Here is a 14,995-nt window from a genome sequence, read left to right on the forward strand (position 1 = left end):
TTCCGAGGTTTTGCGGTGTTAAAATCGGCTTCATCAACAAAACATCCCCACAAATCACAGCCTCATCAATATGGTTTTGTGATGAGTTTATTGGCATTATTGATGATGGCTGCGGTTGCGGCTATGGTTTTTTATGTGGTGCATCTCAATGCCACGGTCGTCAGCAAATTTGAAGCACGCAAATGGGACATTCCTGCTACCTTATATTCACGGCCGCTGACTTTATATCAAGGTGCAGCGCTGTCGGCATCAGAGCTTGAGTCTTGGCTGAAGTTGTTGCGCTATAGCCAAGATGCCACCACCCAAACTGGCCGCTATCAAAAAAATGCTAACACCTACACCATCTACAGTCGCGGCTTTCATTATGGTGACAGCGACAGTGAAGCGGCGCAGCTCATCGAAGTGCAATTTGATGACAATGCCATCACTAGCCTAAAAAGCACCATTCCAAACAACCGCGGCATGGTGCGCATCGAACCCATCAAGATCGGCAGCATCTATCCAGACAATAACGAAGACCGCTTATTGATCGATGATAAGCAAATCCCGCAGCCGCTCATTGATGCACTCATCGCCACCGAAGATCGCGGCTACTATGATCATTATGGCATCTCGATCCGCGGCATCAGTCGCGCCATCGTCGCCAATGTCACTGGTCAGCCGATGCAAGGCGGCTCTACCATCACTCAGCAGCTGATCAAAAATTTTTATTTAAATTCTGATCGCACATTAAAGCGCAAGGTCAACGAAGCGCTGATGGCGATGCTCTTAGAATTGCATTATGACAAACAAGAAATCTTATTGGCTTATTTAAATGAAATTAATCTGGGTCAAAATGGCAATCACTCGGTGAATGGCTTTGGCATCGCCTCACAATTTTATTTTGATAAGCCATTAAATGAATTGACTTTGGATCAATATGCATTGTTGGTCGGACTTGCCAAAGGGCCAAGCCATTATAATCCGCGCAATCATCCTGATCGTGCGCTGTTACGGCGTAATGTTGTCCTAAAAAACATGCTCACCACTGGCAAAATCGATGACGCTACCTATCAAGATGCCATCAAAAAACCACTGGGCGTGGTCAAAACACCTGCCATCGCCAAGCCCAGATTCCCCGATTTTTTGGATGCTGTTAGCCGAGAAATTAAGCAGTATTATCGCAAAGAAGATCTGCAAAATCGCGGATTAAAAATCATCTCAACGCTTGATCCCATCGCCCAACAAGCCGCCGATACCGCAATGGCCAATAGGCTTGGCGAACTGCGCAAAAAAGGTGGCGCCACCAAAGATCTGCAAGGCGCACTGGTCAGCGCACACCCTGCCACAGGGGAGCTTGTGGCATTGGTTGGCTCAGGCAGCGAGTTTACTGGCTTTAACCGAGCCATCGACGCCAAACGCCAAGTCGGCTCACTGCTTAAGCCTGTGATTTATCTGACCGCTTTTCAGTCTGGCCGCTATCATCTGACCACGCCGGTCAATGATCAGCCAGTCAGCTATACGGTCGGCACTGAGCGCTGGACGCCCAAAAACTACGGTGGCGCGTCGCATGGCCAAGTGCCTTTGATGACAGCTTTGGCCAATTCTTATAACCAAGCAGCGGTGAATGTCGGCCTGTCTTTAGGGATGAACGCCTTTAAGGCACAGATGGCAAATTTATCCATCACCACTGAGATTCCGCCTTATCCATCGGTGATGCTCGGTGCTATCGACTTATCGCCAATGCAGATGCTTGGGATGTATCAGATTTTTGCCAATGGTGGTGCTTATACACCCATTCATACCGTGCGTACGGTGATCGATGATCAAGGCCGAGTATTGCAGCGCAGTCAAACGCATCAGCAATTTCGCGCACCACCTGAGGCGGTGTATCTACTCAATCGCGGTTTACAAGAAGTCATCCGCTCAGGCACCGCCAAAGCTGCCAATGGCATCAATAAAGATCTGGGACTGGCTGGCAAAACTGGCACCACCAATGACAATAAAGATGCGTGGTTCGCTGGTTACAGCGGCAACTATGTCAGTGTGGTATGGGTCGGTCGTGATGATAACAAGCCAATCGGACTGACTGGCGGTACTGGCGCGCTGCCCATCTGGACGGATTATATGCGCAGACTTACCCTAAGTCCTGTCAATCTGGCACTGCCATCAGGCGTGACTTGGCAGTGGATGGATGGCTATGATGGCACGCTGTCTGCCCAAGGCTGCACAGGCGCGCTGTGGCTGCCTGTGATTGATGCCTATCGTCCATCACAGATGAATGACTGCGCCGCTTTGATGGCATATCAGCAGCAGCAAGCACGCATGCAGTCACTGGGAGATAGTCTGGATATGGGCGGCTATTATCAGGATGATGGCTACTACATCGAGGCCGATCCGCTGTATGCTCCAGAATCAGAGTCATCGACACAGGATTATCTCATCGACGACTATGCCGAACCGATGATGCCAAATAGCCAAGATGGGTATTGATTGTTACCCATCTTGGTGATTGGCTTTACAAATTATCACTTTAAATTCGCTTAATTTCGCCAAAGTTTAATGATTAACTCAAGCCATCAGATAGCATGATGCTCTAAAAACTGTGCCAGCACCATCTTTTGGTCATCGATGTGTGCGGTATTGATGCCAAATGTCCGAGTTAATAACTCAAACAGCTCATCGACCGAGCCGATGTCATGGCTTTGGCTTGACTGTCCGATGTGATGGCGACGATAGCGGGTATTGAGCAGGCTGTGTCGCACGCCATGTGGCTCGATGCGTGATGCCATCAGCCGTGTGCGAAATGGCGATGATGGATGCGTTGATACGAACCAATTACCCATCTCAAGCAGCGGCTGATCAGCTGGCGTCAAATCAAAAGCATACAGCATCTGCCATTGTCCCTTGATCTGTACCGACAGCACCCATTGATCCCCAAAAGCTGTGAGCCAATACTCGCCGTGTGGCGTCGTCTGTATGGTGTCAAATTCCAGCTTCAAAGGCGCGGTCGGCACCTGCCCACCAAAGCCCACATCCACCAGATAAGCCACCCCATCTACCATCACCTTTAATAAAGTATGTGTGCGTGCTTTTGGGGTGGCAGGATTGTTCTCATGTACGATATAGCCTGTCAGTGTTACTGCCTCGAAGCCTAGTGCCACGAGTGCCTGACGCAGCAGTTCATTTTGTTCATAGCAATAGCCGCCACGGCGCTCGATCACCAATTTTTGATAGATGGCGGCAGGGTCGATGTCCACTGTCTCATGCAGCACCGTCGATAGGCTTTGAAAGGGATAACGGCACAGATGCATCAGTTGCAGGCGTGACAGCGTTGTCATGCTTGCCCCATTTTTTTGAATGTCTGATGGCGTGATGTCCAGTGTTGTTAGATAATGATCCAGCTGTGATTTAGTTAGCATAATTACTCCTTGTTTTGATTCATTTGTCTGATGAGATCATATTCACATCAATTATAACCAGTCATCTACCTATCACTCAAGCACCGACTGCGACCGCTGTGGTCATTGATATTCATAAATCTGCATCATTTATTAAGCTTGCGATCTTTGTTATAATACATATACTCATTTATTTTTTAGGATCTGCTATGTCTTGGCAACAACTTCATCTACAATGCCCAAAATCCGCCGTCGAGCTTGCCGAAGCTTTATTTTATGAAGCTGGTGCTGTCTCGATTTTGCTCGAAGATGCTGGCGATGAGCCATTGTTTGAGCCGATGCCTGGTGAAGAGCCGCTGTGGAGCGATGTGGTAATGACGGCGATTTTTGATACTAATAGCGATGATAGTTTTGCTGGTACCGATTTTGAAAGCCTTGCCAGTGAGATGGCCACCGAAGTGGATGCGACCCGTTTTTGGCTTACTCGCTTAGATGATAAGGACTGGACACGTGAGTGGATGACTTATTATAAGCCAATCAAATGCGCGGGCAATCTATGGATTGTCCCTGAATGGCTAGAAGCACCTGAGCCAGATGCGACCAACCTAATCCTAGACCCTGGCCTTGCCTTTGGTACAGGCTATCATGCCACCACTCGCCTATGCTTAGATTGGCTATCTGAACAGGATTTGACCGATAAACTGGTCATCGACTATGGCTGCGGCTCGGGTATTCTAGGCGTGGCTGCGCTACTGCTGGGTGCTCGCCAAGTGCTTGCGGTGGATATCGACCCACAGGCGGTGCTTGCCACTCGTCAAAATGCTGCATTAAATGGTGTTGAAGATAAGCTTATTGCCTTTTTACCTGATGAGTTTGTCGCGTATCGCCAAGACCATCCTGAGCTGTGCGATACCATCACCGCCAATATTTTGGCCAAGCCATTAATTCACTTTGCCCCGACTTTTAGCGAGCTACTTAAAGATGGCGGCAGCATCGTGCTGGCAGGTCTGATCCAAAATCAAACCCAAGATGTCATCGATGCCTACACCCCATATTTTGATATCGATGCGCCATATGCCTATGATAATACCGAAGATCATCACTGGCATCGCCTAAGCGGCCATAAGCGCGCAAGCTAAATCACGCCCATCACAAGCCCACATCAGGCAGACTTAAGACTTAAGTCTGCCTGATTTATTCATCATTTACAAAGTCACTACATGCCATAACATAACGGCAATGGCGAGATTTGTCATCGTTTGGTAAGATTTGGCCATATTTTGAGGTTGATATCGATAAGCGGTGCTATCTGACAGTCCCCATATTGAGATCAACCACCCAAATTCAACCCTATCATTATAAGTCGCACTGCACCAACAGGTGTTCTATTTGTGCTCGTTTGTGGATTTATATACATGCACACCACCTCTTACATCGATGCCGACCCAAGCCTTCACGATTCTATGGATGCAGCCATCGAGACCAATGACAAAGATTCGATGCCGCTGCATGTGCATGTTGAGCTTGCAGTGCAGCGCTATTTTGATGCATTGGGCGATGAAGACGCCAGCAATTTATATAATCTTTTTTTGGCAGAATTTGAAAAGCCACTTTTGATGGCGACATTGCAGCACACCCGAGGCAATCAATCCAAAACCGCACAAATTCTTGGGCTTAACCGCGGCACCCTACGCACCAAGCTTAAAAGTTATGGGCTGCTCTAATTTCCTACACCACCCCACCCAAGGCTGATCGCTTTGAGTTTTGTTTATCAAAGCAGAAAATTTTGGATAAATGTACAATTTGACTTTATAAAAATCGCCATCAATGGTATCATTTTGTTTTTAAATTGTCGGTCGAGAATTGCTCGATTGTCATTATCAATTTTATCCATTGTTAAGGGTGATTTATGAGTTCTAAGCGTTTTGCTTTATTGTCCGTATCTGACAAAGCAGGTATCGTTGAGTTTGCCAAAGGTCTGGTCGATGCAGGCTTTGGAATTTTGTCAACAGGTGGTACTTTTAAGCTCTTGACCGACAGCGGTATCAATGCCATCGAAGTCTCAGCACACACAGGCTTTAGCGAGATGATGGACGGCCGTGTCAAGACCTTACACCCAAAAATTCATGGTGGCATCCTAGGTCGTCGTGGTGTGGATGATGCCATCATGGCAGAGCATGGCATCGACCGCATCGACATCGTCGCAGTGAACCTATATCCATTCGCTGCCACCGTCGCCAAGCCTGATGTAACCATGGGTGATGCCATCGAAAATATCGACATCGGCGGCCCTGCGATGGTACGCTCAGCTGCCAAAAACCATGCCCATGTGGGTATCGTGACCAACCCTGCCGACTATGAACGCGTCCTTACTGAGCTAAAAGCCGGTGGCATACTGAGCTTTGCGACCCGTTTTGATTTGGCGGTCAAAGCCTTTGAACACACGGCTGCCTATGATGGCATGATCGCAAGCTGGCTGGGTGCTCGTCTGCCTGCAGACAGCGATGCACAGCCAACGGACGACGCTACTGCAAATACCCAATTCCCACGCACTTTTAACAGCCAATTCATCAAAGCCCAAGATCTACGCTATGGCGAAAACCCACACCAATCAGCGGCGTTTTATGTTGAAAGCACCGCCCGTGAAGCATCCGTCTCAACCGCCAAACAGCTACAAGGCAAAGAGCTGTCATACAACAACATCGCCGATACGGATGCTGCACTTGAATGTGTCAAATCATTCGCCAAGCCTGCTTGCGTCATCGTCAAGCACGCCAACCCTTGCGGTGTCGCTGTCTCACTAGACGGCATCCTAGAAGCCTACAATTTGGCTTATGCCACCGACCCTGAGTCAGCCTTTGGTGGCATCATCGCATTCAACCGTGAACTGGATATCGAGACCGCCAAAGCCATCGTTGAGCGTCAATTTGTCGAAGTCATCATCGCACCAAGCGTCGCTGATGGCGTACTTGAAGTCACCGGCGCCAAGAAAAATGTCCGTGTCCTAGTCTGCGGCGAACTGCCTGCCATCGATGAGCGCGCTAGCCAATTTGACTTCAAGCGTGTCAATGGCGGCCTACTTGTCCAAGACCAAGACCTAGGCATGATCACCAAAGACGACCTAAAAGTCGTCACCGACAAAGCACCAACAGATGCTGAGCTTGACGATTTGATCTTTGCTTGGAAAGTCGCCAAATATGTCAAATCAAACGCCATCGTCTACGCCAAAAACCGCCAAACCATCGGTGTGGGCGCAGGTCAGATGAGCCGTGTCAACTCTGCACGTATCGCCGCCATCAAGGCTGAACACGCAGGTCTGGAGGTCGAAGGCGCTGTGATGGCATCGGATGCGTTCTTCCCATTCCGTGATGGTATCGACAATGCCGCTGCCGCTGGCATCAAGTGCATCATCCAGCCAGGTGGCTCAATGCGTGATGATGAAGTCATCGTCGCTGCCAATGAGCATGGTATTGCAATGGTATTTACCGGTATGCGTCATTTCCGCCATTGATTTTTGATTTTATGATAAGCACAGCCTTAGGGTTGTGCTTATTTTTTATCGGATAAGCCAATAAATAAAACAAAATTTTATATAAATAATAATTATAATAACAAAATTTTAATAATTTGGATGGAATTTGAACCATTTTTCATTTGACGCTGTGGTCGGATTTACCTAATATAAAAGCAGACACACAATAAGGACATTGTATGACCAACTATCATGCTCATACGCCAGATGCGTCAGGATTTATCCAATACAGCGATGATGAGCACGCCATTTGGTATGATTTATTTGTCCGTCAAGAGTTAAGTATCATTGGCAAGGCTTGCCCAGATTATCTTGATGGGCTGAATAAGCTTGCACTGCCAACCGCACAGATTCCACAGCTTGCCGATATTGACCGAGTATTATAGCAGACGACAGGCTTTGCTGCGGCTGCAGTGCCTGCGCTGATTTCATTTTCCAAATTCTTTGGGCTGCTTGCTGACCAAAAATTTCCTGTAGCGACCTTTATCCGCACTCGTGAAGATTTTGACTACATCCAAGAGCCTGATATTTTTCATGAAATTGTCGGTCATTGTCCGCTATTGACCCACCCTGTCTTTGCTAAATTCACCCATACCTATGGCAAGCTTGGGCTAAAATCAGATAAGGCGACACGGGTATTTTTGGCACGCCTGTATTGGTTCACGATGGAGTTTGGACTGATTGATACCACAGAAGGACTGCGTATCTATGGTGGCGGCATCCTAAGCTCGCCAGCCGAGAGCGAATATGCCCTATCAGGCAAGCCTGAATATCGACCATTTAATCTCAATGATATTTTGCGTACGCCCTATCGCATTGATAAGATTCAGCCGATTTATTATGTGATTGAGTCGCCTGATGTGCTGTTTGATCTAGATGAAGCCACGCTACTATCCGCCATCAGCCAAGCCCAAAGCGATGGATTGTATGAGATGCACCCAAGTTTATTAGATAAATAATAGGAAATAACCATGAACACCCCACTCAAAGACCAAGCCTGTGAAGTCTGTCGCCTAGATGCACCCCTATTATGCGATGACCAACTGCCCGTATTGCTTGAGCAAATCCCTACTTGGCAGATGATCGAAGTGGATGGCATCAAGCGACTGACCAAGGTATTTAAGTTCAAAAATTATAAACAAGCACTGGCCTTTACCAACCAAGTCAGTGAGATCGCTGAGTCTGCCGGTCATCATCCTGCTATCTTACTCGAATGGGGCAAGGCGACTGTATCATGGTGGTCGCACGAAGCTGGCGGACTACACAAGAATGACTTTATCTTGGCCGCTCGGACGGATGCATTGGTTCATGATTGAAATGTAAAAAATACCCCAAAAACAAAGCTTTGGGGTATTTTTTATCAATCAAATCAGCGCTGAGCCTTGAGTGCATCTTCGTTAATGATGACCTCTGAAGTGTCGCGCAGGTAGCGGACATAATCCTCTAACTGATCGGCGCCGACATTATCACGGATGACTGCTACAGCTTGCGCCCGATCAGCGGCTGACAGCTGTGATTCTTGTGTTTTTTGGACTGGGCCGCCAACGATGACGCTTGCTCCCTCTTCGGTCTGCACTGCCCAAACATCGTGATCACCACTTTGATGCAAGAATAAGCTTGCTTTTTCTAGGGCGCTCAAGAGCGGAGTTGCGCGCGTGACCATGCCCAAATTGGCATTAGGCACTCTAAGTGCTGCCGAATCTGATGCCGCTGCTTTTTGAGCATCTGCCAGCGCAAGCTTGATGGCTTGTTCTTTTGCCAGAGTTTGGCGGATTTGTTCTTTGGCTTCCTCAAAAGTCAGAGGGCGCGATGCTTGGTAGTTGCTTGGCTGCACCCAGACATTCTTATTACCCAAAGACACATTCGGACTTACCCCTTGATCTTGAATGGTAAAGTCATCAAAAGCCGCTGCGATTACTGCAGGCTGTGCCAATGCAGTGGTATTGTTCACCTGCGGATAAGCATTAATCTGCTGCACAGTCAGACCAGTTTCTTTGGCAATATCAGCCACACCCATGCCATCGGTAGCCATGGTGTTAATGCGTGCTGACAGATCTTCAAAAGCTTGGCTGCGCTTAAATGCCGCTGCTCGATCCATCATCTGATCGCGCATTGAGGCTAGATTCGGCGCATCATCACTGATCGAGGTGACCTTAAACAGATGCAAGCCAAAACCCGTCTGCACAGGCTGACTCACTTGACCCACGCCCACGCCTGCCAAGGTCGCTTCGACTTTGGCAGCGTCTTGGCCAAATACCGCAGGATTAAAGCTGCCGATGGCACCGCCGTTGCTGCCACTTGGATCATCAGAGTACTGTGCCGCCAAGCTTTCAAAAGACTCGCCAGCGGAGAGCTTCGTCTGAATCTCAGCTGCGCGTGCTTCAGCATCAGCACCTGTTAGCAAAATCTGTGCAAGCTGTCTGCCATCACTGATGCCATTTTCGCGCATATAGGCCGTCTGCTGCGCGCTGATCTCCGCCTCAGTCGGTGCCTCGATCTTCAGTGTCATAGGATCCAGCTCGATGTAACTCAAATCCACTGTGGCAGGCTTAATCAGTGTATCTTTATTGGCATCAAAATAGGCTTGGATTTGCGCATCTGTGATTTGTACTTGATCGACATAATCCTGCCAGTGATAGCGCTGCACCCAGACTTCGCGCGACTCCAGCTGCAAATCGATCAGATGGCCAATTTGGCTATTTGGATAGATCGCTGTGCCTACGATGCTGTTAATCAGCTGTCTTAAGCTTAGGCGCAAACGCTCAATGCCAAACAACACATCTTTGGTCAAACCATTTTGCTGCAAATACGCAGCAAAGCGATCATTAGAAAACTGCCCATTGTCCTGAAACACTTCATACTGCTGCAAAAGCTGTGTGATCATCTCATCAGAGACGGTCATGCCCAGACTCAATGCCTGATTTTCCAATAGCGCACGGTCAGTTAAGCGCTTTAGAGTCATCTCAAACAAAGCCGATTCATTGATCAAACTGGCATCGATGCCCCGCTCAATCAGTGCATTGCGCTCAGCGTTCATTTCGGCTTGAAAGGTGCTGACATCGACCACCTGATCACCAACTTTGATCAGTTCATTGGGCTGAATGTTTGGGCCGCCAAATGTCCCCACGCCCAAAAAAGCCATGGGAATCAAAGTACCTATCAAAACCAACCGACCTGGCCAGCTTTTTAAGAAATTGCGCATGTTTTCCATTATTTTGTACTCTTATTCGTGTGCCAAAATTGAAATGCCACGGGTGCAAAACGCAAAAAAAGCGATGATGACTATTTGGCTCAATGTTGGCTAAAACTAAAACCCTACTATGATACGCTAGTTTTGGCAAATTCTCAAAATACTTTTTGTAATTTGCCATAAATTTCCTTAGCAATTAAAATCAGCACAAAACAAAAAAGCCGCTCAATGAGCGACTTATCGATTCGATAATTGATTTATCAAAAATAACAATCAGTTTACAGAATCTTTTAGGCCTTTACCTGCTTTAAAGCTAGGTACTTTGCTGGCAGCGATTTGGATTTCTTCGCCAGTCTTAGGATTGCGGCCAGTGCGAGCTGCACGCTCTTTTACACTGAATGTACCAAAACCAACCAATACAACGTCATCACCACGTTGTAGTGCACCTTGTACGCTCTCGGTGAATGCATTGACTGCTTTTGCAGCTTGCTCTTTGGTAAGGCCAGCGCTTTGTGCGATGCTATCTACCAATTCTGACTTATTCATAACTGATCCTCTTTACAATGGAACAATGGATGGAAAATTTCCAAAATGGGTTTGCTAGTGTTATAGCAGCTTTAATAAGGATGCATTTTAAAAGCATCATCGCGGTTTTACAAGTGCTAAATACAAAATTTTGCACAAAAATTGCAAAATTTTGTAGTTTTATGCTTAAAACTCACACAAATTTTAAAAATAACGCCAAAACACCGCAAACAATACCTACCTTTATAACAAGTGGCGCAACAATAAGCAAGTAAAATTACATATTTTTATGTAAAAGCTGCAAAAAACCGCTATTTTTCTTATCAAAGATACAGTAAGATGACAAGCATGCGTTAATGTGTCGGTGCAGGTCGCTGTCATACCCCTGAGAGCCATGCTGTTAAAGCCAAGCTATCTTTGCCCACTGGCAAAATTGTTGCAGATGTGCTATTTTATGGCTGCTAGACGATGGTTTATGCGTTTGGCATATTGGACAGTTAAATTACCACCAAGACCATACAGACAGCCATTAAGCGCTTAGAATAAAGTGATCGCTATGATCAAACAGATTGTGGATAATATCGATTAAAATAACTTTAGGAAAATTCAATGATTCAAGACAACTCCAATTCAGCACAAAACCAAGCACCAAAGCCTGCAGCTGAGAGCCATTCTGGTGGTGTCATCTCAAAAAGCCTGCTTAGCATTGTGCTGATTTTTATCGAATCGGCGCTGACTTTGATGCTGCGATTTGACCCAAAGCTGCGCCAACTGGCCTACCCATTGGCCAAAGCTGGTACTGTCGTTTGCATTCGCTCTTATTTGCCACATGTCACTGTGTATGCCACTTTCGGCTATCGCGGCGTGTTACTCGACAATGAACTACCCCAAGACAAGCAAGCAGCAGATATCACCGTTAATGCCTACAGCTTTCAGCTGATCAATGCTTTGATCAACCACAATCCTGATCACATCGAAGCGTTGCAGATTCGAGGTGAGGCTGCTCAAGTTGAGAATCTCAAAGGCTTTTTGGTGCGCGTCGGCGTCGGTGGCGCGATTCAAAATGTCTTAGCCAAGTTTACAGGCGGCGACAAACAAAAACCAACGCCCGAAGAGCGCGCCGAAAAAATCGCCAATTATCAAATCAAGATCAACGAGCAAGCCGAACGCATCGATACTTTGACAATGGAAAATCAGCGTCTCGCCACCCAACTTATCGAAGCCAAAAGCAAACAAAAATCTGCGATCATTGCAGCCATCGTCGCTGCCGTCATCGCTTTGGTGAGCATTGTTTTGCATTTTGTGATCTAAGTCATCGTCGCATCACGCTTGGCCAGTACATCCGGCAGTGATGATCAGCTTGGCGTGATAAGCCATCAACCAGCGGCTCTGGCATTGACATTGCATTGATAATATCAATCCATCGAATTGAAAATTCTGATGGATTTTTTTATGCAAATAATCTTGACCTATTTACTCGGAATTATTATAATAAGCGACATTGTGAATAAGCCAAGTGATTGGCAGATTATTTATTTACCTAGGTTTGACTTGTTCAAACTCGGCAATTTTGGGATTTCGTATGCGTTTAACCACTCGTGGACGGTATGCCGTCACTGCCTTGCTTGATCTGGCTGTCCAAGAGAACCGCCATCAAGGTGCAGTGTCGTTATCAGACATTGCAAAACGCCAATCCATCTCCATATCTTACCTAGAGCAGCTATTTTCAAAGCTTCGCAAAAAAGGCTTGGTTAATAGCACACGGGGTGCATCAGGCGGTTATCATCTTGCCAAGCCACTTTCCGAAATTGACATCATGAGCATCATCACCGCTGTCGATGAGAGTATCAATGCGACTCAGTGCGGCGGCAAAGGCGACTGTCATGACGGCTCGATGTGCTTGACACATGATCTGTGGCATGATTTATCTGCACACATCGAATCATACCTAAAAAATGTCACCCTAGCACAGTTATTAGAAACTAAAAACACACAAGCCATCGCCGACCGCCAAGAACATCGCGTCTGCGGGGCAAAAAAAGACTCACAAATCACAACAATCAATTTAATTGGAAATCTAGCATGAGCCAGACATCACTGATTTATCTCGACTACGCAGCCACCACCCCAGTCGCCAAAGAAGTGGCGGATAAGATGGTGCAGTACCTCACTTTTGATGGTATCTTTGGTAACCCTGCTTCTCGCTCGCATGGCTTTGGCTGGCAAGCAGAAGAAGCGGTCGAAACCGCCCGTGACCAAATCGCCCAAACTGTCGGTGCTGACCCTCGTGAAATCGTCTTCACCAGCGGTGCGACCGAGTCGGATAACCTTGCCCTAAAAGGCGTGGCACATTTTTATCATAGCAAAGGCAAGCACATCATCACCTCCAAGATTGAGCATAAGGCCATTTTGGACACTTGCCGTCAGCTTGAAGAAGAAGGTTTTGAGATTACTTATCTTGAGCCAGAGCAAGGCACAGGCCTGATTACTCCAGCTCAAGTCGAATCGGCACTGCGTGATGATACCATCTTGGTTAGCCTAATGGCGGTGAATAACGAGCTTGGTACTGTCACAGACATCGCTGCGATTGGTGAGATTACTCGTGCCAAACGCGTACTGTTCCATGTCGATGCCGCTCAAGCAGTCGGCAAAATCAAAATCAACCTAGCTGAACTAAAAGTTGATTTGATGAGTTTCTCAGCACACAAAATTTATGGCCCAAAAGGTATTGGTGCGCTTTATGTCAGTCGCAAGCCTCGCGTACGCATCAAAGCAGAACAGCATGGCGGCGGTCATGAGCGTGGTATGCGTTCAGGTACCCTAGCGACACATCAGATCGTCGGTATGGGTGAAGCATTTGCCCTATCGGTTCAGCGTTTTGATGAAGATCATGCGCACATCAAAGCATTGCGTGACAAGCTATGGAATGGCCTACAAGACATCGAAGAAGTTTATCTAAACGGTAGCCTTGAGCATGGTATTCCAAATATCATCAATGTCAGCTTCAACTTCGTCGAAGGCGAGAGTCTGATGATGAGCCTAAAAGATTTGGCAGTATCATCAGGTTCGGCGTGTACCTCAGCGACACTTGAGCCATCGTATGTACTGCGCGCGATTGGTCGTCCTGATGAGCTTGCACATTCATCGATTCGCTTTAGTATCGGTCGCTACACCACCGAAGCAGATATTGACCGTGTACTTGCCCAAATTCATGAAGCGGTGGACAAACTGCGTGAACTATCACCATTGTGGGATATGTTCAAAGAGGGGATTGATTTATCCACCGTTGAATGGCAAGAACACTGATTGTCTGTGTGGTTATGCCTATTGCATCGTTAGGCTCACTTGATGTACTAGATGTACACCATCGTTCGCCTGCCTAGCACTAGGCAATAACCACCACGACAATGGCTATTTATAGGTTGTAGGACTGATGCTCAATGTACACAAGTACACCAGTGCTCACCCACCTAGCACTAGCCACCTATAAATAAACGATTACAATACAGCAGATAAAAATTTAGTAGAAAATTTGGCAAATCCAGCCAACGCACGATTTGTCAATTCACCAAACTTAAAAGAGATACAGTTATGGCATATTCAGATAAAGTCATCGATCATTATGAAAATCCACGCAATGTGGGCAACCTAGACAAAAACGCCAAAAATGTCGGCACTGGTATGGTTGGTGCACCTGCTTGTGGTGATGTGATGCGCCTACAAATCCAAGTCAGCGATGATGGTATCATTGAAGATGCCAAATTCAAAACTTATGGCTGCGGCTCTGCCATCGCATCAAGCTCGCTCGTTACCGAATGGCTAAAAGGCAAAACCCTAGATCAAGCCGCTGCCATCAAAAATAAAGATATCGCAGAAGAACTGGCACTACCACCAGTCAAGGTACACTGCTCAGTACTTGCCGAAGATGCCATCAAAGCGGCGATTGAAGATTATCAAACCAAAGCACAAGCTTAATTTGACTACCATTCATCGTATCAATTAAATAAGCCAATCTTTAGAGAATTTTAAGGAATTGTCATGATTACCCTAACTGCCCGTGCTGCACAGCATGTCAAAGATTTCTTGGAGAACCGTGGAAGCGGCGAAGGTATCCGTGTCGGTGTGCGTACAGCTGGCTGCTCGGGATTGGCTTATGTGCTTGAGTTCGTCGATGAGCCAAACGATACCGATGAGAAGTTCTCAAGCGGTGGCGTGAATGTCTTTGTTGACCCAAAAAGCCTTGTGTACCTAAACGGTCTTGAGATGGATTATGTCACCGAAGGACTAAATTCAGGGTTCAAATTCACCAATCCCAACCAAAAAGGCGAATGTGGCTGCGGCGAATCTTTCACCGTCTAGGGCATATCG

General features: G+C 47.0%; 15 protein-coding genes and 1 pseudogene. 13 read left to right on the forward strand and 3 right to left on the reverse strand.

The features are described 5' to 3' along the window. Nucleotides 1-81 precede the first annotated feature (81 nt). Nucleotides 82-2,472, forward strand: a complete 2,391-nt coding sequence (mrcB, locus tag AZ602_RS01915; protein WP_103033442.1) for a penicillin-binding protein 1B — start codon at nucleotides 82-84, stop codon at nucleotides 2,470-2,472. An 86-nt stretch (nucleotides 2,473-2,558) separates the two neighbouring features. Here the strand turns inward: mrcB and AZ602_RS01920 are convergent, their stop codons facing one another. After that, nucleotides 2,559-3,401, reverse strand: coding sequence for an arylamine N-acetyltransferase (locus AZ602_RS01920; protein ID WP_103033443.1), 843 nt, complete (start codon nucleotides 3,399-3,401; stop codon nucleotides 2,559-2,561). 188 nt (nucleotides 3,402-3,589) lie between these two features. Between AZ602_RS01920 and prmA the strand changes: the two genes are divergently transcribed. The 6 genes and pseudogenes from prmA (at nucleotide 3,590) to AZ602_RS01945 (ending at nucleotide 8,228) form a co-directional block, all read left to right on the forward strand. Further along, the gene (gene prmA / locus AZ602_RS01925; protein WP_103033444.1) at nucleotides 3,590-4,519 is read left to right on the forward strand and encodes a 50S ribosomal protein L11 methyltransferase; all 930 of its coding nucleotides are present in this window, start codon (nucleotides 3,590-3,592) and stop codon (nucleotides 4,517-4,519) included. 324 nt (nucleotides 4,520-4,843) lie between these two features. After that, complete coding sequence (locus tag AZ602_RS01930; protein WP_199174072.1) at nucleotides 4,844-5,104, forward strand: helix-turn-helix domain-containing protein; 261 nt, start codon at nucleotides 4,844-4,846, stop codon at nucleotides 5,102-5,104. Between the two features lie 185 nt (nucleotides 5,105-5,289). Beyond that, the gene (purH, locus tag AZ602_RS01935; protein WP_103033445.1) at nucleotides 5,290-6,891 is read left to right on the forward strand and encodes a bifunctional phosphoribosylaminoimidazolecarboxamide formyltransferase/IMP cyclohydrolase; all 1,602 of its coding nucleotides are present in this window, start codon (nucleotides 5,290-5,292) and stop codon (nucleotides 6,889-6,891) included. Between the two features lie 200 nt (nucleotides 6,892-7,091). Beyond that, entirely contained in the window at nucleotides 7,092-7,298 is a 207-nt protein-coding gene (locus AZ602_RS10265; RefSeq protein WP_255409058.1) for a hypothetical protein, read from the forward strand. Between the two features lie 15 nt (nucleotides 7,299-7,313). Next, nucleotides 7,314-7,871 (forward strand): annotated as a pseudogene (locus AZ602_RS01940) (phenylalanine 4-monooxygenase); the annotation flags it as partial. Nucleotides 7,872-7,883: 12 nt separating this feature from the next. Next, entirely contained in the window at nucleotides 7,884-8,228 is a 345-nt protein-coding gene (locus AZ602_RS01945) for a 4a-hydroxytetrahydrobiopterin dehydratase (protein ID WP_103033446.1), read from the forward strand. 53 nt (nucleotides 8,229-8,281) lie between these two features. On the opposite strand, the gene AZ602_RS01950 is transcribed toward AZ602_RS01945, so the two are convergent. After that, entirely contained in the window at nucleotides 8,282-10,123 is a 1,842-nt protein-coding gene (locus tag AZ602_RS01950; RefSeq protein ID WP_103033447.1) for a SurA N-terminal domain-containing protein, read from the reverse strand. Between the two features lie 252 nt (nucleotides 10,124-10,375). Then, the gene (locus tag AZ602_RS01955; RefSeq protein ID WP_078316805.1) at nucleotides 10,376-10,648 is read right to left on the reverse strand and encodes an HU family DNA-binding protein; all 273 of its coding nucleotides are present in this window, start codon (nucleotides 10,646-10,648) and stop codon (nucleotides 10,376-10,378) included. Between the two features lie 29 nt (nucleotides 10,649-10,677). On the opposite strand from AZ602_RS01955, the gene AZ602_RS01960 reads away from it, so the two are divergent. The 6 genes from AZ602_RS01960 to iscA all read left to right on the forward strand — a co-directional run bounded on the left by AZ602_RS01960 (nucleotide 10,678) and on the right by iscA (nucleotide 14,986). Then, nucleotides 10,678-10,902: a hypothetical protein gene (locus tag AZ602_RS01960; protein WP_103033448.1), complete on the forward strand. Its 225-nt coding sequence runs from the start codon at nucleotides 10,678-10,680 to the stop codon at nucleotides 10,900-10,902. Between the two features lie 334 nt (nucleotides 10,903-11,236). Beyond that, nucleotides 11,237-11,938, forward strand: coding sequence for a hypothetical protein (locus AZ602_RS01965; protein WP_078316803.1), 702 nt, complete (start codon nucleotides 11,237-11,239; stop codon nucleotides 11,936-11,938). 271 nt (nucleotides 11,939-12,209) lie between these two features. Beyond that, the gene (locus AZ602_RS01970; RefSeq protein WP_078316802.1) at nucleotides 12,210-12,713 is read left to right on the forward strand and encodes an Rrf2 family transcriptional regulator; all 504 of its coding nucleotides are present in this window, start codon (nucleotides 12,210-12,212) and stop codon (nucleotides 12,711-12,713) included. Then, complete coding sequence (locus tag AZ602_RS01975; RefSeq protein ID WP_103033449.1) at nucleotides 12,710-13,933, forward strand: IscS subfamily cysteine desulfurase; 1,224 nt, start codon at nucleotides 12,710-12,712, stop codon at nucleotides 13,931-13,933. The genes AZ602_RS01970 and AZ602_RS01975 overlap by 4 nt, the downstream gene beginning before the upstream one ends. Nucleotides 13,934-14,218: 285 nt before the next feature. Continuing rightward, nucleotides 14,219-14,602 (forward strand): Fe-S cluster assembly scaffold IscU, encoded by a 384-nt coding sequence (gene iscU / locus AZ602_RS01980; protein ID WP_078316800.1) that lies wholly within the window; start codon nucleotides 14,219-14,221, stop codon nucleotides 14,600-14,602. 63 nt (nucleotides 14,603-14,665) lie between these two features. Then, entirely contained in the window at nucleotides 14,666-14,986 is a 321-nt protein-coding gene (gene iscA, locus AZ602_RS01985; RefSeq protein ID WP_078254323.1) for an iron-sulfur cluster assembly protein IscA, read from the forward strand. Nucleotides 14,987-14,995: the final 9 nt, after the last annotated feature.

Source organism: Moraxella sp. RCAD0137 (genome assembly GCF_002894025.1).
Lineage (GTDB): Bacteria > Pseudomonadota > Gammaproteobacteria > Pseudomonadales > Moraxellaceae > Moraxella > Moraxella porci.